Below are 20,987 nucleotides of genomic sequence, written 5' to 3' on the forward strand. Positions count from 1 at the left end.
AGACTTTTTTCTTATTTTCTGCTTTTAATTTTAAATAAAATAACAAACTATATCATTTTTTCGTCTCTTGATATTCTTTAATTACTTCTAAAAAGGCGGTGCCATATTTATCTAATTTATTTTGGCCGACCCCTTTTATTTGCAATAATTGAATCGTTGTTTGCGGTAATTTTTCACACATTTCTTTAAGTGTACTATCGGAAAAGACTACATATGGCGGCACGCCTGCCTCTTGAGCCATGTCCATACGTAATTCGCGTAATCGTTCAAACAAGGCATCATCCACTGCCACTTTTCGAACTTTTTGGTCTTCTTTTCTGAAGACTTTCCGTTCCCCTAAAAGCACCTGAACACCTTCTGTCGAGACTGATAACAACGGAAATTGCCCATCAGAAGGAATTAAATAACGTTCTGCTGTCAAATAATCAATCAGCTGTGTGACTTCTTTTTGCGTGCGACCTTTCATTAGTCCGTATGTTGGCAAACGATCAAAATGCCATTGATCAATTTTTTGATCTTTTGAGCCAGTCAAGACTTTACCAACTAAGCCCTTACCGAAACGTTCTCCCATACGTTTTACACAAGACAAGACTTTTTGGGCATCGACCGTAATATCGACTAATTCTCGATTATCCAGACAATTCGAGCAGCGACCGCAGTCCGTCCCTTCTTCACCAAAATAGCGTAAAATATATTTTTGTAAACACATTTGTGCATTCGCATATTGTGACATTTCCCGTAATTTCAAGTACTCTTTCTGCTTATAATCAATGGTCATTTCAGATTGTTCAATAAAGTATTGTTGAATTTGCAAGTCTTGTGGAGCAAACATTAACACAGCATCACTAGGCAGACCGTCACGACCAGCTCGGCCGGCTTCTTGGTAATAAGATTCAATATTCCCTGGTACTTGTGCGTGAATGACAAAACGAACATTACTCTTATTAATCCCCATACCAAAGGCATTTGTTGCTACCATCACTTGCACTTGATCATACAAGAATGCTTCTTGATTTTCACTACGTAACTGTTCACTCATGCCCCCATGATACATCCCAGCTGCAATTTTTTTACTTTCTAATAAATGATAAATTCGTTCAACTTCCTTCCGCGTGCTTGCATAGATAATACCTGATTGCCCAGTATTCATCTTTAAATATTCCAAAAGAAAAACGTCTCTGTTTTGATCCTTCACGACTTGAAAAGATAAATTTTCTCGAGCGAATCCTGTTTTGATTTCATTTTCTGATGGAATTCTTAATTGCTTGACAATATCCTCCGCTACTTGTGGCGTTGCTGTTGCTGTTAGTGCAATCACAGTTGGTTGCTGTTGAAATTGATCGATAATCTCTGCTAAACGCAAATAGCTTGGACGAAAATCATGCCCCCATTGTGAAATACAGTGTGCCTCATCTACTGCCAATAAATCAATCGGTACATGTGTCAGCATCTGTTGAAAATCATAAGATTCTAATCGCTCTGGCGCAACATACAATAGCTTGACTTCTTTGTTAACCGCTAATTGAATACGTTGATTCATTTCTTGATAGGAAATGGTACTATTGATATATGTAGCTGGAATTCCCATTAAATTCAGGGCGTCTACTTGATCTTTCATTAAAGAAATTAATGGTGAAATCACCAATGTTAAATTATCCAGAAGTAAGGCTGGCAACTGATAACAAATTGATTTGCCTCCACCTGTTGGCATAATGCCTAAGACATTTTCTTGTCGCAATACATGACGAATAATCGTTTCTTGTCCTGGCCGAAAATCATCATAGCCAAATGTATCTTTTAATAATTCTTGTAATGCACTCATTTATTGCGCTCCAATCTTTGTTCTACAAGTCATTTTAACACGCTAATCTAACAGGAACAAGGTGTGTTAAAACAAGACACAATCGTGAAACACCAGTTAACGTGAAACATCAAAAAGAATGAAAAATTGTGAAAGCTTGCTATCAAAAGCTTTCAAAAATAGCGACATTTGCTTGTTGTGGATAACGAGTAGTTATCCACACATAAAAAAATAACCTTATCTTAAAATACGCATTAATTCGTTTTTGCCATCAAAAAAACCAACTATTTTCGTAGTAAAACGAGCATAGTTGGTTTAAATGTTTATTCGTCGAAAAATTATTCAGCTTTATCTGGTACAACTTTATCTGTTTCAATTAAAGGTACTTTCATTTTTTTCAATTCTTGATATCGCTCTGAAGTTTGAACACCGTATACTTGATAACGAATTCCAGAAACATTGAGTTTCTCAATGACCGCTTCATCCGCAATATCATTAGCGACAGATAATAATGCGTTTTTATATGATTTAATTTTTTTTATCTCTTTAGGAATATCTTCTTTTTTATCACATAACCATGAGACAGTAGCATCTGGATACTTTTGAATCACAAAATTTCGACTTGGTTCATCACTAATCACAAAAAAACTTCGATCATAAATTTCATATTTTTTTAAGATGTCCATAACATTTTTAACAAAATGTTCATCCAACCAGTTTCCTTTAGATCCATCAACATTAACCATCAATCCATTATTTGCAGCTGCTTCAATTGCTTCTTCAAACGTCGGAATTTTTATTGATGTGTTTTCATATTTAGGATAACTAGCCGTTTTTATACTTAATTTTTTTAATTGTTTCATGGTAAATTTTTCTGATCTTCCCTGTCCATTCGTTGTTCTATCCAATGTATTGTCATGCATTAAATATAATTGACCATCTTTATTGCTACGAACATCAATTTCTACACCATTATAATTCTGGTTAGCTGCTTCATTAATTGCTTCAACAGTATTTTCTGGAGCTTTATTATGATCTCCACGATGAGCTATAATTTGTGTCTGGTTTTTAGGTAATAAACGTTCAACAGAACTATTAGCACAACCAGTTAATAGAAATACCCCTACTATCAGATATTTTGCGATTTTATTCACTTATCCACACAACTCCCTTACTTATTAAAAGAAAAAGTACAATAGCCATTGGCATTTTGTACTTTTCAAAAAAATTATTCAGCTTTTTTCTTTTTCTTGCTTGCTTTTTCGCGTTCGTTTTTGTTAAGAATTTGTTTTCTTAAACGGATGCTTTCTGGTGTTACTTCACAGTATTCATCTTCATTCAAGAATTCTAATGATTCTTCTAACGTTAATTTTTTCGGTTTTTTAATGACTGATGTTTGGTCTTTCGTTGCCGAACGAACGTTAGTCATTTGTTTGGCTTTTGTGATGTTCACAGTTAAATCATTGTCGCGGTTGTTTTCCCCAACAATCATTCCTTCGTAAACTTCTGTCGTTGGTTCAACGAAAACTGTACCACGTTCTTCAATACTCATGATTGAGTAAGTCGTTGCTTTACCAGTATCGATTGAAACTAATGCACCTTGATGACGGCCACCAATCGTTCCTTGAATCATTGGTAAGTATTGATCGAAGGTGTGGTTCATAATACCATAACCACGAGTCATTGATAAGAATTCTGTTGAATAACCAATTAAGCCACGAGCTGGTGCTAAGAAGATTAAACGCATTTGTCCGTTACCGGCATTAATCATATCTTGCATTTCGCCTTTACGTAAACTTAGGGATTCAATCACGCTACCCATGTATTCTTCAGGTGTGTCAATTTGAACACGTTCAAATGGTTCACATTTAACCCCATCAATTTCACGTTCAATAACTTCTGGACGAGAAACTTGTAATTCATAGCCTTCACGACGCATATTTTCAATTAAAATTGATAAATGCAATTCGCCACGGCCTGATACAGTCCAAGAATCTGGGCCAATTGGATCAACACGTAAAGATACGTCTGTTTGTAATTCAGCCATTAAACGTTCTTCGATTTTACGAGCGGTGATGTATTTTCCTTCACGTCCCGCAAATGGAGAATTGTTAACTAAGAAAGTCATTTGTAAGGTTGGCTCATCAATGTGTAGAATTGGTAATGCTTCTTGATTGTGAACATCTACAACTGTTTCCCCAACGAAAATGTCTTCCATTCCGGAAACGGCAATTAAATCGCCCGCTTTTGCTTCATCAATTTCCACACGTTGTAGGCCAAAGAAACCTAAAATTTTCGTTACACGGAAATTTTTCACGCTGCCATCTAATTTCATCAACGCAACTTGGTCGCCGACTTTCATTGTGCCACGGAACACACGGCCAATCCCAATACGTCCAACGTAATCGTTGTAGTCTAATAATGAGACTTGGAATTGAAGTGGTTCGTCTGAATTATCAACTGGAGCTGGCACATGTTCAATAATTTTATCAAAAATTGGGGCCATTGTTGGCTCTTGATCTGCTGGATCATCTGATTCACTTGAAGTTCCGTTTAAAGCAGAAGCATAAACAACTGGGAAATCTAATTGATCATCGTCTGCGCCTAATTCGATGAATAACTCTAAAACTTCATCTACTACGTGTTCAGGACGAGCAGAAGGTTTGTCAATTTTGTTAACAACCACGATTGGTGTTACTTTTTGTTCTAATGCTTTTTTCAATACGAAACGTGTTTGAGGCATTGTTCCTTCATACGCATCGACAACTAAAACAACACCGTCTACCATTTTCATGATACGTTCTACTTCACCACCGAAGTCCGCGTGTCCTGGTGTATCTAGAATGTTGATACGTGTACCGTTATAATCTACGGCTGTATTTTTTGCTAAGATAGTAATTCCACGTTCACTTTCAAGTGCATTGGAATCCATTGCACGTTCTTGTAATTGTGTGTGTCCATCTAAAGTGTCAGATTGTTTTAAAAGTTCATCTACTAAGGTTGTTTTACCATGGTCAACGTGGGCGATAATTGCCACGTTACGAATATCATCTCTGTATTTCAATTTAATTGCTCCTTATCTATATACGCTTATGTTACTTAAGTCCATAAAAGCCGACTGCTTATTATAGCAAACTTTTTTCATTAAAAAAAGGCTTTCGCCTGCAAAAATAATGAAAGTTTTAGAAATTATTCGGCTTTTTCTGAAAACAAGGACATTTTTTTACAAATTTTTCTCTTTTAAAAGAGGAAGAGCCTTACCTTTCAGCAACGCTCTTCTTGGATTATTCCGATTCATTTAAATATCGGGTAAATACTTCATCATAGGTTTCAGGAGTTGCTGCAATAAAGTATTCACGGCCATCAAAAGTTAATGGTTTTCCTGTAATACCAGAGTATTTAAACCCAAATTCTTCCAAAAGTACTAAGCCTGCTGCATAATCCCAAGGACTTAGATTAGATAAATAGCCATGATGGTTGCCTTTTAACATGGCAATAATTTCCAAACCTGCACAACCGCTAATACGCACGCCCATGCTTGCTTGTCCGATTTCCGTTGCGTGATGAATATTTTTTCCATGCATGTAAGCATTCATGCCCCATAATCCATCTGCCAAGGCTTTCATAGTAGGCGCTTTTAATAATTGATTATTCCGATAAACGCCAAGCCCTTTGCCGCCCCAATAAAGTTCTTCTCGCATCACATCATAGATAAAACCTAATTTACCAATGCCGTCTTCATAAACAGCTAACATAATACAAAAATTTTCTCTTTCCATCACGAAATTCATTGTGCCATCAATCGGATCGATGATCCACACGCGACCAGCAAAACTTTTTAAAGTATTGTAGCCTTTTTCTTCCCCTAAAATTTGATCTTCGGGAAAATTTGTTTGAATTTTATTCATTAAAAATTCTTGGGTTTGTTCATCCATATTTGTCACTAAATCGGTGCGGCCATTTTTCTGTTGAACGGTTAACTCTGATTCCAAGTTCATTCGAATCACATCGGCTGCTTCAAAAAGCCAACTTTGAATTGTTTGAACAAATTTTTGCGTTTCAGTCATCTAATCATCCCCCAGCTTTAATTTACCGCTTCCCTGTTTTTTAGCTTGTTGAAGCGTACGATATAACGAATATCCTGAAGCATTTTCAAATTCACGACCTAAGCGTTTTTCTTCGCCGATACTTTTAACGACCGTTTTAAATTGTTGATAAGTTGTTAAAAATTTGTCAACAGGCAAGCCTGTTTCGTTGGCTTGCTCAACTGCTGTCCACATATTAGTGACAATCACCATTTCCTCTGTCGTCCAATCTAAATCTAATGGATATTGATAGTCTTTCATGTCTTCACCTCATCTTCTCTAGTTTAGCATATTTTCATAAAAAAACATCTTATTTACGTCGATTTTTTAATGCGTTAAAGAGAGGATATTCTGCTGTTCCTTTACGATACAAACTTTGTTGCGAAGCATAAATACCGCTATTTCCTGAACACATAAAACTGATTAAGCAGACCATGAAAAAATAGACTGCCGCTTCACTACCAAATAGTTCAATGCCCATAATGAAGCAAGCAATCGGCGTATTCGTGGCGCCAGAAAAAACACCAATAAATCCTAAACCTGCTAAAAAAGGAATTGACAGATGTAACAAAGGGGCCAAAGAACTCCCTAACGTAGCCCCAATTTCAAACAATGGCGTCACTTCTCCTCCTTGGAATCCGGCACCCAAGGATAACACCGTAAAGAATAATTTCCCAACAAAATCAAAAGGCTGCGCATTGCCTGCAAAAGCATCTTCTAATAAAGGTAAACTCAAGCCTAAATAACGCTGGTTGTTTAAGACGAGCACAAACAGAACGACAATGGACGCCCCAAGAAACGCACGAAGGTAGACATTAGCAAACCAATTTGCGTAGGTCTTTTTTAAAAAGACAATGGAACGACTAAAAACCCAACCTGCCAAACCAAAACAAATCGATGCCAAAAATAATTTTACAAATAGTTCAACCGACCAAGTCGGAATTTTGCCCATCGGATAATGCGTATGTGTTACACCAAAACTTTCAGTTACAAAATTAGCAAATAAGCCTGCAAAAAAACTTGGGAAAAGTGCCTCTGCACGAACTTTTCCAATCGCCAAAACTTCTAATCCGAAAACCGTTCCCGCTAATGGTGTGCCAAAAACAGAACTAAAACCTGCACTAATTCCGCTAATAATAATTACTTGTCGTTCCAAAGCGGACAGTTTAAAGACTTTTCCTACAGCATTTGCGATTGCGCCCCCCATTTGCACCGCCGTCCCTTCACGACCAACAGAACCACCAAATAAGTGCGTAGTAATCGTGCCAAACAATGTTAAAGGAATTAAGCGCAAGGGAATATCTTCTTCCCCGCCATTGCCTTGTTCAATCACTAAGTTATTTCCTCGGCTAGCATTTTTCCCAAAACGCGTATAGAAATACGTAAAAACGACACCGCTAATGGGGAGGATAAAGAGTAACCAAGGGTTTGCTAAACGAACATCTGTTACATAGGTAAGACTCTTTAAGAAAAAGGCGGATAACGCCCCCATAAATAAACCAATAATTGCGGTAATGAGCAACCATTTTGCCATATAACCGCCGATTGATAGTAGTTGCTTTGTTTCTTTTTTCACTTTACATGCTCCTTTACAATTTTCTTATCGCCAATCCTAGCGTACAGAAAAAGCCTACCAAAGGGTACACTTCTCCCGTTTGGTAGGCGTCATTAATTTATTCGTCCAATAAATAGTTCGTGGTGAACACCATCACCATGTTGCTATTAAACTATTAAAAATAATACCACGCAACTCTGGAAAGTGCAATAGAAGAATAACTCATTACCTTTAACAACCTCCACGTGTCTTTTTAGACACTAGTTCATTAAAAAAAATAACCATGATTTCTTCGCTTTCCAGATCTAACAACTTAGAAATCAATTTAATATCTGAAGCTTTAAATACAACCTCTCCTTTTAATTTCTTATAAATTGTTGAAGCTGAGATTGGTTGACCTGCAGCGGTCATTTCACTTGCTAACCATTCAACATTTTTCCCTTTTAATTTCAATTTTGAATGAATTAAATTTGATTCCATTTTACTCCCCCTTTTCACCCCTTTTAGTGTCTTATTAGACACTGGAAGTATATCATTTTGTGAAAAAACCGTCAATATATGCCTATTCAATAGTTATTTATCACTCTATGTATAGAGTAAAACATGTTTCTTTTGCGACACTTTTTGTGCTAGAATGTTTTTACGGAGGTGTTTTTTTTGAAAGAAAATTTTTTGAAGCAAAAAAGGATGGAGAAAAATCTTACATTAGAACAAGTTGGAAATTTTGTTGGTGTTGGAAAAAGTACCGTCAGGAAATGGGAAACTGGAATGATTGAAAATATGGGGAGGGATAAAATTGTCGCCTTATCTAAAATTTTAGATGTATCACCTCTTGAAATCTTAGGTATTCCTGAAACGGAAGAAACGCCATTTGTTGTCCCAACCAATATTATGAACATTTACAAACAGTTAACAACTGAAAATCAAGAAGCAGTCTTTCGATACGCTCAAAAGAAATTAACAGAACAAAATTACTTTTAATATTTATTTTAAATAGATGAATGCTAGACTTTTTAGTCAACGTCAAACAAAAAAAGCTTATCCGTAAGGATAAGCTTTTTATTAGATTGACTGTTGGCCAAAATACTGACGCCATTTGGTTTTCATGGCTGTCGTCATCGGCAACGCTGCTTCTTTTACAGCACAATATTTGTCAACAAAGGTTACAATGTAACTTTCTTTGTATTTTGGTGGTGCAATAGTTGCGCCCCACATATGTTTAATAATAATGTCTCGTTCTAAATCAGACAACTCTGTAATTTTTTCAGCATTTTTGGCTGCAATTCGTGGATGAACATAGGCATGAGAGCCTTCGTCAAACTTTGTTGTGCGCCAATCATAGTAAAACAAATCATGTAATAAACCAGCACGAGCTGTTGCACGAGCATTGCCGTTCCAACGCTTTGCTAATTTATAGCTATGATAGGAAACACTAATTGAATGTTCTAAACGAGTTGAATGCATATGTTGTGTGTATTCTGCTAATTTTTGGACTTCTTCGGTTGCTAATAAATCTTCTACATAAGAAAGATATTCTTCGTCTTCACGCCATTTTTCTGTCATATAATTGGGTGCCACCTTTTCTAATCCTTTTATAACTTGACTCGAGTATAGCACCCCAGCTATTTAATTACTATGAATTTCTCAATCTGTAACTTAACTTTAATATTTACTTAATAAGTTTAGCGTTCAACGCAGTAAAATTTTCACAAAAACTTCTACATTTCTTCTGGTGCATGTAACCCTAGTAAACGTAAATCTTCTTTTAGAACAGTAGCTACTGCATAAACTAACGCTAAGCGTGCCTCTTTTTGAGCATCTTCATCCAAAATCCGAACATGGGCATAATATTTATTGAACGCTTGTGCTAAATGAATGCTATGTTTCGCAATAACAGATGGTTCATATTTTTCAGCAGCTTGCATCACAGTTTCAGGGAATTTTTGTAACAACTTCACGACTTCCCAGCTATCCTTGTCATTTAGTGCATAACGTTGTGTAGCGTCTGGTGTAAAGTTTGCTTTACGTAAAATACTCATCGCACGAGCATGTGTATATTGAACATATGGGCCAGTTTCACCTTCAAAACGAACAACTTCATCTAATACAAAATCGAAATTATTTAGACGATCATTTTTAAGGTCATGGAAAATAACTGCACCTACACCTACTTGTTTCGCCACTTCTTCACGATTTGCTAAGTCTGGATTTTTCTCGTTAATTTGATTTCCTGCTAAAGTAACGGCTTCATTCAATACTTCTTCTAATAAAACAATTTTCCCTTTACGTGTGGATAATTTTTTACCGCCTTGAGTAATTAAACCAAACGGAATGTGTTCCATATCATCTGACCATTCAAATCCTAGTTCTTTCAAGACTGCTTTTAATTGTTTGAAGTGATTGCTTTGTTCGTTGCCGACTACATAAAGCGATTTGGCAAAATCATACGTCCGTTTACGGTAAAGCGCAGCAGCTAAATCCCGTGTGATATATAACGTCGCACCATCTGATTTACGAATAAGTGCTGGATTTAAATTATATTCTGTCAAATCAACAATTTCTGCACCTTGATTTTCTGTTAATAAATGTTTTTCTTCTAATAAAGTAACAATTTCATCCATTTTATCATTATAAAAGGCTTCGCCATTATAAGAATCAAATTCAACTTCTAACATGGAATAGATTTTATCAAATTCTTTTAGAGACTCGCTACGGAACCATTTCCATAATTCATTAGCTTCTTGGTCTCCTTCTTCTAATTTTTTAAACCATGCACGTGCTTCGTCTTCTAATTCTGGTTTTTCTTCTGCTTCTTCATGAAATTGCACATATAAGCGCAATAATTCATTAATTGGTTGTTGGCGGACTGCTTCTTCAGAACCCCATTTTTTATAAGCTACAATTAACTTACCAAACTGTGTACCCCAGTCACCTAAGTGGTTAATCCGAATTGGCTGATACCCAATTTTTTCTAAAATAAAGGCAATTGAATTCCCGATTACCGTAGAACGTAAGTGCCCCATAGAAATTGGTTTAGCAATGTTTGGTGAAGACATATCAATAGGAACATTGCCATTATTGCCAAAGGTACTGTTTCCGTAGTTATTTTTTTCTTTGACTACTTCGCCAATGACAGCTTGACTGACTGCTTCTTTATTCATGAAGAAGTTTAAATAAGGTCCCACCACTTCAATTTTTTCAAAATTTGTGCCATCAATTTTTTCTGCTAATTCTGCTGCAATTTGTTGTGGTGCTTTACGATAAATTTTAGCTAATGAAAAGGCTGGAAAAGCAACATCTCCATGATCAACAGATTTAGGATTTTCCAATAATTGTTCGATTTGATCCATCGTTAATTCTTCATTTAAAACATCATGTAACGCTTTTGCTACGATTTCTTTGTTGTTCATAAGAACCCTCCTGATTAATTTGTAAGTATTAAAAAAACAAAAACGTCTCTGACAAAACAAAATAATTTGTTTTGTCAGAGACGAGAATTTACCCGCGGTACCACTCTAATTGTCTATACTACTTGGATAGACCTGCTTCATCGATAACGGTGATTGCCGTCTGCTTTCAGCAGAATTCTAAAAGTGCGCTTCCTCATTCCGATCACTCTTGGCTCCCACCTTCCCAAGATCGCTAAGCTGACGTTGAAATAAGTACTCTCTTTATCATCGAATGTCATTGTTAAACTGGCTTCATTATAGCAAATTTTTGTCTAGCTGGCTAGCCTTCTTCACTAATTGTCATAAAACTAACGCCAGGTTCTGCATTTAAGTTATACGAAGCAAAGTGATTCTTTTCAGCTTCGATAAAAGCGGCAGCGCCAATCATCGCCGCGTTATCCCCACAAAGTTTTAATGGCGGAATAAGTAATGTTACTGCTGGTAATTGTTCACTGATTGCATGTCTCATTGCTTCTCGTAATCCTTGATTCGCAGCAACTCCCCCAGCAATTAGCAATTGCTTAACAGGATATTCTTGACAAGCACGAATGGTTTTAGCCACTAATACTTCCACCACACTCGCCTGAAAACTTGCGGCTAAATCCTTTGTAGACAGTACTTCACCACGTTGCTCTGCATTATGAACCGTGTTAATAAACGCACTTTTCAAACCACTAAAGCTAAAGTCATAGTTATCCTCTTTTAGCATCGCCCGTGGAAATTGGTAGGTATCTGTGCCTTCATGGGCCAAAGCATCAATCTCTTTGCCACTAGGATAAGGCAACCCTAACACCCGTCCGACTTTATCATACGCTTCACCAGCTGCATCATCACGTGTTTCACCAACAATTTCGAAAGAGCCATCTTCTTTCATGTAGACCAATTCCGTATGTCCTCCACTAACGAGTAAGGCCATCAATGGAAATTCGAGCGGTGCTACAAAACGGGCAGCATAAATGTGTCCAGCCATATGATTGACTGGAATAAGTGGTAATTGGTGCGCCCAAGCAAATGCTTTTGCTGCAGAAAGTCCTATTAATAAAGCACCGACTAACCCAGGCCCATAGGTCACAGCGACGCCACTAAGCTCTTCTGGTGTGACTTTTGCTTCTGTTAATGCTTCTTCAATACAGATCGTCACTTGTTCAACATGATGACGACTCGCAACTTCCGGAACGACTCCGCCAAAACGTTGATGGCTCTTAATTTGCGAAGCTACGATATTGGAAAGAATTTTGTCGCCATCTTCAATGACAGCCACACTTGTTTCATCACAGCTACTTTCCACAGCTAATAATAATTTACGTTCTTTTGTAAAAATTGTCATTGGGCTTCCTTCCTTAATTTCGCACACATTACAAAGGCATTTTCTTGAGGTTCTTTATAATAATTTTTTCGAACAGCTACTTTCCGAAAACCTGTTTTCTCATAAAGTTTTTGAGCTAATGTATTCGATTCTCTGACCTCTAAGAAAATTTGTGTAATGTCACGACTTTTAACATATTCTTTAAAAGCTTTCATTAATTGACAACCAATTCCTTGGTGTTGTCTCTGACCATTCACAACAACGTGACTAATTTCTGCTTCATCTAAAATAAAATGATAGGCAATATAGCCTAACCACTGGCCATTTTCAACTAAAAAAAGATATTCGCTATTTTCCTGAGCAAAATCTTCCGCGAATTGTGTTTCTGTCCAAGGGGAGCCAGTTGTATAAGAAGAATTACTGAAACGCCATAATTCTTCACCAATATTTGCTACAGATATTTCTTTTTTTGTTACTAACATTTTTTCTTCACTCTTCTTTTAAATCAATTATCATTTCTAGTGCGTCTTCATTATTTTCGTCATAATAGCCTTTTTTCACCGTTTGTGAGGCAAAGCCAATTTTTCGATACAAACGTTGGGCTTTAACATTACTCATTCGTACTTCTAGCGATAAGGTTTCACAACGATTTTTCTTGGCAAAAATTCGCGTTTCTTCTATTAAAGAACGACCTAAACCTAAGCCTTGGTATGCTGTATGGACAGCGACATTCGTAATGTGTGCATCCGTTCCTTGAATCCGACAACCAATAAAGCCAACTGTTTTTCCGTTAATTGCCGCTAACAAATAGAGATGCGGCGCTTTTGAGCCAAGTTCTGCCATGAAAGCAGACATCGTCCAAGGAAGTTCTCCAGCGTAAACTTCACGTTCAATTGCTAGTAAATCCTTAATATCTTGGTAGGTGATTTCACGCAATTGAAATTCTTGCTGGTTCATTGCAATGGTTTTAGTTATATACCGTTGCCGTCTTTTTGTAAAGTATTTTGTCACAAAATTAAAGTTTTTCCACATAGCTTTCTCCATTAGGCGTGTGTGTCTTCAACCAATTTTCTTCCGCTTCTACTTTTTTCAAATACGCAGGTAAGAACCCATGAACATTTTCAACAGGTTCAGCCACACTACCTAACGCAGCCAAAACTGCAGCATTAGGAATTTGCCATTGCGGGACATCACAAATTTCTCCATGAGGAATGATTTGAGCTATTTCTTCAGTGAATTTTTCAACATCTTCACCAACAAAAAAAAGATTTGGTTCATTTTTTAGTTGTTCTAATAACTCCCGCAGGGAAATATGTTGGTCCGGTAACTCATTTTGCCACACGCCATTGACAAACCGATAAGCACCAGCATAGACGTTTTTACGACGCGCATCAAAAAGAGGCACAATTAAACCAGTTTGTCCAACACAATTGGCAGCTAACGTTTGTAGACTGGAAATGCCTACTAGCTCTTTCTTTAAAGTATAGGCCAATGTTTTGGCAGTCGTCACGCCTAAACGTAAGCCAGTGTATGATCCAGGTCCTTCTGCTACGACAAAACGATCAATTGCCGTTGGCACCAAGTTCAATTGACTCATCAAATAGTCAATTGCCGGCATTAATGTTAAGCTATGATTTCTTTTAACCGTTGCTGTATAACTTCCCAGAATTTTTTGATTTTCACACACAGCAATACTCAATGTTTGGTTAGATGTATCTATTGCTAAAATTCGCACACGAATCCCTTTCCTTCTACAATTTAGTCGCTTCATTGTAGCACACTTTCCTTTTTCTAAAAAGGGAAAACGAGGTTTCTTTTTACAGAAACCTCGTTTCGTTCATTTTCTCTTTTTATTTAATGGTTGCTTCTAAGTAATCAATTAATGGTTTACTGATATCTGTTGCAGAACCATTTTCTCCTGAATTTTCAACCATAATCATTGTTAAGAATTTATTGTTACTACGATCTAACGTTAGAAGGAAACTGTTTTCTTTGCCATCTGTATCTTGTTTATCTTTTATTTCAGCTGTTCCTGTTTTAGCAGCCAATGAGAAGTTCGGATTGTACATATTATAAACATAACCTGAAGGATCTTCCACACTACCTAAAAGATCTGTGGCAATTGTATTCGCTGCGTTGGCGCTGATTACATTGTCTTTTTTCTTCGTTTCTTTGTCTAAAACTAGTTTTGGATAGACTAATGTTCCATTATTTTGGAAAACACTATACATGGTAGCTTGCTGGATTGGCGAAATTAACAATTGACCTTGACCGTAGCCCGTATCTGCTAAAAGAATTTCAGAATTAAATTTATCTTCATTTGAAATTTGAGCAGGCGTCATGGCAATTGGTAAATCTAGTTCCTCACCGAAAATGAATTTATTAAGACCCGCTCTAAATTTGTCTTCTCCCATCCGTAATGTTTGTTGGGCAAAATAAATATTATCTGAATTAACTAAAGCGGTACGCAGATTGACTGGACTTGCTTCTTTTACACGTGTCGCAAAATAGCCGCCCCAAGATTTATCTTTTTGCCATTTCAAGCCATTAATTTCTAGCTCTTCATCTGGCTTCAATGTCCCTGCATCTAAACCAATGGCACCGGTAATTGTTTTAAAGGTAGAGCCTGGTGCATAGCCTGTCGCAAAACGTGCTGTGAATGGTAAATCTTTGTTGTTATTGTAAGCATCATATTCTTTTTGAGAAATGCCATTGGCCATTTTATTAGGATCATACGAAGGTGAACTAACCGTTGCTAATAAATCGCCTTTTTGAGGATCGGTAATGACCGCACTACCAGGGCGTTTGTCAAATATAGCGAAGGCTTGTTGTTGTACGCCACTGTCAATCGTTAATTTAATCGTTTGACCATCTTTTTTCTCTTTGGTTTGTAAAGCTTTTTTGACATTCTCTTTGTCATCTAAAATAACTAGTGAGCCACCATCTTGCCCTCTTAATTCTTTATCAAACGCTCGTTCTAAGCCAGTTTTACCAATTACGCCCGTACTACTTAACTCTGGATTTTTTTTAATATCTTCTGCAGTAATGGTGCCCGTATACCCGATTAATTGCGCAGCTGCTTCCCCCAACGGATAATAACGTGACTCTGTGTCTTTTGTCGCAGCCCCTGTTGGTAATTCTGTCACTGGTTCAGAAGCAACTGTGATTGGTACAAAGGAGTCTGCTTGGACCCATCCTTGGCTTAACTTTTGATTGATTTCATCAACAGAAACGCCGAACTTATCACTAAAAGCTTTGATATTGGCTGTTTTTTCTGCGCCAGAACCGAGTTTGCCAGGCACTACGCCCACTTCGTCAAACACTTTGTTAATTGCTAGCCCACTACCATTACGATCGACAATTTCTCCACGTTTGGCATTATCTACTTGAATCGAAATTTTATCATTTCCTGACATATCTGGAAAAATTAAAGACGGCTTCCAAGCGATTTGGTAGGTATCGCCTTTCTTGGCGATACTTGATTGATAAGACAAATCTTTCATTTCGCCTAAAGGAGTGCTCATCGATAATTTATAGGTAAATGTGTATTGATTGTCTTTCGCCTTTTTGACTTGAACATCACTAGCTTTGACTCCTTCTGCTTGAATCCCTGAATAAATTGCTTGGTATTTTTCAACAACAGATTTAGTATCATAGCCATTTTTCTTTAAGCTAGCTTCTTGAACAACGGACGGTAACTTATCAAATTTCTGTTTTGTCAATACGTTTAAAAATGTAGTAGCTGTTTTCTTCGCTTCGGCTAATTCTTGTTTGGCTTGCCATTGACTATAAGCATAATACCCGCCACCGGCAGCAGCGATTAGAACCAAGGCAGAAACACCAAGAATAAGTGGTTTTTTTGAAGATTTTTTATTACGATTGCTTCGTTCCATTCAATAATCCCCTAACTATATAATATGTCTTTTCTTCTATTATACGTAACTTTTTTTAAAATGCTTGTGTTTCACCTATACTTTTTTTAATTTCTTAATAAAGTTTGATCAATTTTTTCCATTTCATCAGGCTTTCGTTGGATTTCTCTGCATTCATTGTGTGGTATACTAGCTTTAACAATTAGTTTTTTATTAGGAGGAATGAACATGGGACTTATTAAAGCAGCAACAAGTTCAGTTGGCGGTGGCTTGGCCGATCAATGGCTAGAGGTTATTGAACCTGATAATATGGGGGACACAACCGTCATGACAAAAGGTGTTTTTGTGCGTAAAGATGATAAACGTGGTTCTAATCGTAAAGGAACGGACGATGTTTTAACAGATGGTTCTGTTGTACATGTCTATCCCAACATGATGATGCTTCTTGTTGATGGTGGCAAAATCATCGATTACACTGCTGAAGAAGGCTATTATACAGTCAAAAATGATTCTGCGCCTTCAATGTTTAACGGTTCTTTAAAAGATGCGATTGCAGAGACCTTCAGTCGTTTCAAATTTGGTGGCGTAACTCCACAAAAACAACAAGTTTTTTATATTAATTTGCAAGAAATTAAAGGCATTAAATTTGGAACACCTGCGCCATTAAACTATTTTGATAATTTTTATAATGCCGAACTTTTCTTACGTGCACACGGAAATTACTCAATTAAAATTACAGATCCTTTGCTATTTTATACTAATGCGATTCCTAAAAACCAAACGCAAGTAGATATTAATGATATTAATGAACAATATTTGGCAGAGTTCATTACAGCATTGCAAGCAGCAATCAATCAAATGTCTGCTGATGGGCAACGTATTTCTTATGTTCCCTCAAAAAGTGTTGAATTAAGCAAATATATGCAAACTGCGCTTGATGAGGATTGGCGCACCAATCGCGGTATGGAAATTGTTTCTGTAGCAGTTGCGAGCATTTCTTATACAGATGATTCAACTAAATTAATCAACATGCGAAATGAAGGTGCTATGCTCAGCGATCCAGGTGTTCGCGAAGGCTATGTTCAAGGTTCCTTGGCTCGTGGTATGGAGGCTGCTGGTAAAAATGAAGGTGGCGCAATGAGCGGCTTTATGGGCGTTGGTATGGGCATGAATGCGAATGGCAACTACTTTGCGCAAGCATCTCAAACAAACCAACAACAAATGCAAGAAAAACAAAACCAGCAAAACGCACAAGGGGCTACAGACACTTGGACTTGCCCACAATGTGGGACTGAAAACACTGGGAAGTTTTGTTCAAACTGTGGTACACCAAAACCAACAAACGAGAAACCAAAATTAGAAATGAAATGTAGTGAATGTAGCGAAATTGTTGACTTAAGTAATGGTATTCCTAAGTTCTGTCCACATTGTGGTAAACCATTCCAAGGGGTTCCTTTATAAGCAAGTAGTGAACAATTAAAGAAAAGGGTCAGGCACAAGTCTACCCTTTTTCTTTGAATCAGATTCCTGTTATTTACTCACTCTATTAGAAAGGACGGTTGCAATGGAAACAACATTTACCCATAAATGCCCCAACTGTGGCGGCCCGCTCTTATTTAATCCCAAAGATCAAAAATTTCATTGTGAATATTGTTTAAATATTTACACGGAAGAAGAGGTGACTCGTTATGAGCAACAGCAACATGAGGCGCATTTAGAGAATCCCTCAACAACGACTGCCGAGGAAAATTTGACTTTCACGGCGGAAGAAGAAGCCTCCGCTACGCAACAAACAGAGACCACTGAGAATGAAACAACTGCAGATACAGGCACAATGGAAATTTTTAATTGTCCAAGCTGTGGCGCTCAAATTGTCACCGATGCAACAACGGCAGCCACATACTGTTATTATTGCCATAATCCAGTTGTCTTGGCTGGTCGATTAAGTGGCGAATTTTTACCAGAAAACGTCTTACCCTTTACAATTGAAAAAGACGAAGCGATTGAAAAATTTCTCGCTTGGACCAAGAAAAAATGGTTCATTCCCCGAGATTTTTTCAGCAAAAATCAAATCGATAAATTAACTGGGGTTTACTTCCCCTATTGGGTCGTTGATGCAGAAGTCGACGGACAACTGCAAGCTACTGGCACAAGTATTCGCATTTGGCGCGTAGGTGATATTGAATACACCGAAACAAAACGTTTCAATGTGGGACGTTCAGGAAAATTATCGTTTAAAGAAATAGTTAAAAATGCCTTGTCAAAAAACGTCCAACAAAAAATGGTGGAAGGCGTTCAACCATTTTTAATTGATCAAGCGGTGCCTTTCAAAAGCCAATACCTAGCAGGTTTTCAAGCAGAAAAACGCGATATTGAATATGAAGCAATCAAAAAACACGTCCAACAAGAATTACAAGATTATTCGGAATCATTGTTACGGGACTCTGCTTCTGGTTATACTACGTTGACAAATGTTCGCACGGATATTTCTCTAAACCAAGAAAATAATCACTATATGCTTTTGCCAATTTGGTTAGTCACCTATCGCAGTCAGGAACAATCAAAAAAAGTTTATTATTATGCCATGAATGGACAAACAGGTAAAGTAAGCGGTGTGCTTCCAATTAGTTACACTCGTTTAGGACTAGCAACGTTAGGCATTTTCGCTGGACTCTTAGCACTCTTTTTATTAGGAGGTTATTTCCTATGAAAAAACGACTTTTACCTATTTTTTTCCTAATACTTCTTACCTTTGGCCTTGCCCTACCCGTTTCGGCGGCTGAAAATTCAATTGATGATGACGCACAATTACTGACACCTGATCAAATCAACCAACTAAAGCAAGAGATACAACCTTTAGAAGAAAAAACAAAAGCCTCTGTCTTTATTGTGACCACAAATAATAATACCTATGGCGATGAACAAGAATATGCAGATCATTATCTTTTAAATAAAGTTGGCAAGGACCAAAATGCGATTCTTTTTCTCATTGATATGGACTTACGGAAAGTCTACATCTCTACTTCTGGAAACATGATTGATTATATGACGGGTGCACGAATTGATGATACCTTAGATAAAGTAATGGATGGGATGAGTCAAGGAAATTATTTCGCGGCTGTTCAAACCTTTGTTCAGGAAACTCAAGCATTTGTTAATAAAGGGGTTCCTGGGGGACACTATCGTGTGGACAGCGAAACAGGTAAAATCACTCGTTATAAAGTCATTACCCCGCTGGAAATGGTAATTGCTTTTGCTGCTGCGCTGATACTCAGTTTGGTCTTCTTAGGCATCAATATTTCTAAATACCAGTTAAAATTTTCAAGTTATCAATATCCTTTTAGGGAAAAAACAACGTTAAACTTAACCTCCCGCACAGATCAGTTAACCAACTCTTTCATCACTACGCGTCGTATTCCTAAAAACAATGGCGGCAGTGGCGGAATGGGCGGTGGTGGCAGCACCACCCACTCAACTGGCGGCGGCACATTCGGTGGCGGCGGTCGAAGTTTTTAGATTTTTCACAGAAATACCAACTCCTATAAAGAGTGATAAAAACCAACCGATTGAACCAAAACTATCTGATTCACAAAAAAACTCATCTAGCACTATTGAAGACGTAATGGCTGAGTTAAGAAATTTAAAAATGTTAGTTGATGAAGGAGTTCTAACAGAAGAAGAATTTCAACAAAAGAAACGGCAATTGCTTCAATTAGATTAATAAAAAAATCCTGAAAGGACTCGTCATCTTTTCAGGATTTTTTTCTTCTTGGTATTTTCCCATAATTCTTGATAAGGTATTTCATGGATATCACGAAAATAAGCTACTTCAAACTTTTCAAAATCAGTTGACTGGCAGTTGCCGGTTAAAACACCAATTCCTGCTTTACCATGACACGTTCCCATGAAAACATCCACGAGCGAATCACCTACCATAATTACTTCTGTCGCCTTCAATTGACATGACTGACAAAAGGCTTGGAGCATGTCCGCATCTGGTTTCGGTAAGTAACGATCTCCTGTCGCAATAAAATCAAACATTTCTGTTAAACCAAGATATTCCATAATCAACATAGTCGCTGGCAAAGTATCTGAAGTTGCTAATCCAATTTTATAGTTCTTCCGTTTTAGCTCAAGAAATAACTGTTTTAAATCACCAATTGGTTCAATCTTTTTCAGATTTTTTCGTAAATAATCATAAAAAAATTGTTCCAGCCATCGACTGCTGATTCCCTGTTCGACTAATTCCTCAAATTGCGCCAATTCCTGATAAAGTTCCTGATAAAGGACTTCATCAAGTAAATGTTTTTGCAAAAAACGTTGCTCCTGAATAGCTAATATCTTTTTTATTTCTGCTGAATGATGAGGGGCTAACATACTTAGTGTTTCAAAACAAGCTTGCAAACCTGCTTGCCAAAGAGTGTCAAAACGAATACACGTACCATCTTTATCAAATAAAATTCCTCGATTTTCCATGAAAGAACACCTCAAAACGTTTGCTTTGCTTCCTATTTGTTTCTTCAAGTATACTAATCATTTATTTGATTTTGATATTCTTTTTGTATCATTTGTGTAAAAAAATATAAAAAACAACGAATTTAGAAAAATTCGTTGCTTTTTTATTAATCAATCACTTTTTTCACTTTGAATTCTTTTGTTTCAGCAGATGGTTCTGTTTGATCAGCTAATTCAAATAAAATATGGGTACCATTTTCTTCATCTTCAACGATAATCAGTTTTCCTGGAATCTTTCGAGTATCTTTCGCAATTTGGGCTTCTTTAATTAATTCTTTTTGATCTCTTTTTGAAGCAAGGGCATTTCCTAAATTAAAAAAGACAGTTTCTTCCATAATTAACCACTCACTTTCTCTACTTTTCTTAAGTCAATTATAGCATATCCCTAGAAAAAGTGGCAGCTT

At 37.0% G+C, this 20,987-nt stretch carries 20 protein-coding genes, 1 pseudogene, 1 riboswitch and 1 other annotated feature; of the genes and pseudogenes, 5 read left to right on the forward strand and 16 right to left on the reverse strand.

Going from position 1 to position 20,987, the window contains the following annotated elements; all coding sequences use genetic code 11:
* Positions 1 to 52 precede the first annotated feature (52 nt).
* The 7 genes from recQ to IGJ20_RS09815 all read right to left on the reverse strand — a co-directional run bounded on the left by recQ (position 53) and on the right by IGJ20_RS09815 (position 7,996).
* Entirely contained in the window at positions 53 to 1,822 is a 1,770-nt protein-coding gene (gene recQ / locus IGJ20_RS09785) for a DNA helicase RecQ (RefSeq protein WP_002381558.1), read from the reverse strand.
* Positions 1,823 to 2,139: 317 nt separating this feature from the next.
* On the reverse strand, positions 2,140 to 2,955 hold the full coding sequence (locus IGJ20_RS09790; RefSeq protein ID WP_033594478.1) for a glycerophosphodiester phosphodiesterase family protein: 816 nt from the start codon (positions 2,953 to 2,955) through the stop codon (positions 2,140 to 2,142).
* A 74-nt stretch (positions 2,956 to 3,029) separates the two neighbouring features.
* Positions 3,030 to 4,865 carry a translational GTPase TypA gene (gene typA, locus IGJ20_RS09795; RefSeq protein ID WP_002356682.1) on the reverse strand — a complete coding sequence of 612 codons (1,836 nt, stop codon included), beginning with the start codon at positions 4,863 to 4,865 and terminating at the stop codon, positions 3,030 to 3,032.
* Between the two features lie 220 nt (positions 4,866 to 5,085).
* The gene (locus IGJ20_RS09800) at positions 5,086 to 5,868 is read right to left on the reverse strand and encodes an inositol monophosphatase family protein (protein WP_002359710.1); all 783 of its coding nucleotides are present in this window, start codon (positions 5,866 to 5,868) and stop codon (positions 5,086 to 5,088) included.
* Positions 5,869 to 6,147, reverse strand: a complete 279-nt coding sequence (locus IGJ20_RS09805; protein WP_002356679.1) for a UPF0223 family protein — start codon at positions 6,145 to 6,147, stop codon at positions 5,869 to 5,871.
* Between the two features lie 49 nt (positions 6,148 to 6,196).
* Complete coding sequence (locus IGJ20_RS09810; protein ID WP_002356676.1) at positions 6,197 to 7,462, reverse strand: voltage-gated chloride channel family protein; 1,266 nt, start codon at positions 7,460 to 7,462, stop codon at positions 6,197 to 6,199.
* Positions 7,463 to 7,538: 76 nt separating this feature from the next.
* Positions 7,539 to 7,608, reverse strand: a riboswitch (Fluoride riboswitch).
* A gap of 64 nt (positions 7,609 to 7,672) precedes the next feature.
* Positions 7,673 to 7,996 (reverse strand): hypothetical protein, encoded by a 324-nt coding sequence (locus IGJ20_RS09815; protein ID WP_002401897.1) that lies wholly within the window; start codon positions 7,994 to 7,996, stop codon positions 7,673 to 7,675.
* A gap of 93 nt (positions 7,997 to 8,089) precedes the next feature.
* Here IGJ20_RS09815 and IGJ20_RS09820 point away from each other — a divergent pair, with 93 nt between their 5' ends.
* Entirely contained in the window at positions 8,090 to 8,422 is a 333-nt protein-coding gene (locus tag IGJ20_RS09820; RefSeq protein ID WP_033626436.1) for a helix-turn-helix domain-containing protein, read from the forward strand.
* Between the two features lie 81 nt (positions 8,423 to 8,503).
* On the opposite strand, the gene IGJ20_RS09825 is transcribed toward IGJ20_RS09820, so the two are convergent.
* The 7 genes from IGJ20_RS09825 to IGJ20_RS09855 form a co-directional block, all read right to left on the reverse strand.
* On the reverse strand, positions 8,504 to 9,004 hold the full coding sequence (locus IGJ20_RS09825; RefSeq protein ID WP_002356666.1) for an HD domain-containing protein: 501 nt from the start codon (positions 9,002 to 9,004) through the stop codon (positions 8,504 to 8,506).
* Positions 9,005 to 9,159: 155 nt separating this feature from the next.
* Positions 9,160 to 10,851, reverse strand: coding sequence for an arginine--tRNA ligase (argS, locus tag IGJ20_RS09830; protein WP_002372206.1), 1,692 nt, complete (start codon positions 10,849 to 10,851; stop codon positions 9,160 to 9,162).
* A gap of 73 nt (positions 10,852 to 10,924) precedes the next feature.
* Positions 10,925 to 11,128: a binding site (T-box leader), on the reverse strand.
* Between the two features lie 42 nt (positions 11,129 to 11,170).
* Entirely contained in the window at positions 11,171 to 12,217 is a 1,047-nt protein-coding gene (gene tsaD / locus IGJ20_RS09835) for a tRNA (adenosine(37)-N6)-threonylcarbamoyltransferase complex transferase subunit TsaD (protein ID WP_002362640.1), read from the reverse strand.
* Entirely contained in the window at positions 12,214 to 12,678 is a 465-nt protein-coding gene (rimI, locus tag IGJ20_RS09840; protein WP_002384200.1) for a ribosomal protein S18-alanine N-acetyltransferase, read from the reverse strand. Before rimI (IGJ20_RS09840) ends, tsaD begins: the two co-directional genes overlap by 4 nt.
* 7 nt (positions 12,679 to 12,685) lie before the next feature.
* A complete protein-coding gene (gene rimI / locus IGJ20_RS09845) occupies positions 12,686 to 13,240 on the reverse strand; it encodes a ribosomal protein S18-alanine N-acetyltransferase (protein WP_002384199.1) in 555 nt (184 codons plus the stop codon).
* Positions 13,212 to 13,931, reverse strand: coding sequence for a tRNA (adenosine(37)-N6)-threonylcarbamoyltransferase complex dimerization subunit type 1 TsaB (tsaB, locus tag IGJ20_RS09850; RefSeq protein WP_202522636.1), 720 nt, complete (start codon positions 13,929 to 13,931; stop codon positions 13,212 to 13,214). Before tsaB ends, rimI (IGJ20_RS09845) begins: the two co-directional genes overlap by 29 nt.
* A gap of 115 nt (positions 13,932 to 14,046) precedes the next feature.
* Positions 14,047 to 16,089: a penicillin-binding transpeptidase domain-containing protein gene (locus tag IGJ20_RS09855; RefSeq protein ID WP_002400876.1), complete on the reverse strand. Its 2,043-nt coding sequence runs from the start codon at positions 16,087 to 16,089 to the stop codon at positions 14,047 to 14,049.
* A 207-nt stretch (positions 16,090 to 16,296) separates the two neighbouring features.
* On the opposite strand from IGJ20_RS09855, the gene IGJ20_RS09860 reads away from it, so the two are divergent.
* The 4 genes and pseudogenes from IGJ20_RS09860 to IGJ20_RS09875 all read left to right on the forward strand — a co-directional run.
* Entirely contained in the window at positions 16,297 to 17,529 is a 1,233-nt protein-coding gene (locus tag IGJ20_RS09860) for an SPFH domain-containing protein (RefSeq protein ID WP_002356656.1), read from the forward strand.
* A gap of 103 nt (positions 17,530 to 17,632) precedes the next feature.
* Positions 17,633 to 18,778 (forward strand): TFIIB-type zinc ribbon-containing protein, encoded by a 1,146-nt coding sequence (locus IGJ20_RS09865; protein ID WP_430605188.1) that lies wholly within the window; start codon positions 17,633 to 17,635, stop codon positions 18,776 to 18,778.
* Entirely contained in the window at positions 18,775 to 19,584 is an 810-nt protein-coding gene (locus IGJ20_RS09870) for a TPM domain-containing protein (protein ID WP_142425631.1), read from the forward strand. Before IGJ20_RS09865 ends, IGJ20_RS09870 begins: the two co-directional genes overlap by 4 nt.
* 10 nt (positions 19,585 to 19,594) lie before the next feature.
* A pseudogene (locus tag IGJ20_RS09875) lies at positions 19,595 to 19,789 on the forward strand (SHOCT domain-containing protein); the annotation flags it as partial.
* A 23-nt stretch (positions 19,790 to 19,812) separates the two neighbouring features.
* Here the strand turns inward: IGJ20_RS09875 and IGJ20_RS09880 are convergent.
* Positions 19,813 to 20,544 (reverse strand): HAD family hydrolase, encoded by a 732-nt coding sequence (locus IGJ20_RS09880; RefSeq protein ID WP_002390007.1) that lies wholly within the window; start codon positions 20,542 to 20,544, stop codon positions 19,813 to 19,815.
* 146 nt (positions 20,545 to 20,690) lie between these two features.
* Positions 20,691 to 20,918, reverse strand: coding sequence for a hypothetical protein (locus IGJ20_RS09885; RefSeq protein WP_002362220.1), 228 nt, complete (start codon positions 20,916 to 20,918; stop codon positions 20,691 to 20,693).
* Positions 20,919 to 20,987 lie beyond the last annotated feature (69 nt).

The organism is Enterococcus sp. DIV0294 (assembly GCF_050558155.1).
Taxonomy (GTDB): Bacteria; Bacillota; Bacilli; order Lactobacillales; family Enterococcaceae; genus Enterococcus; species Enterococcus faecalis.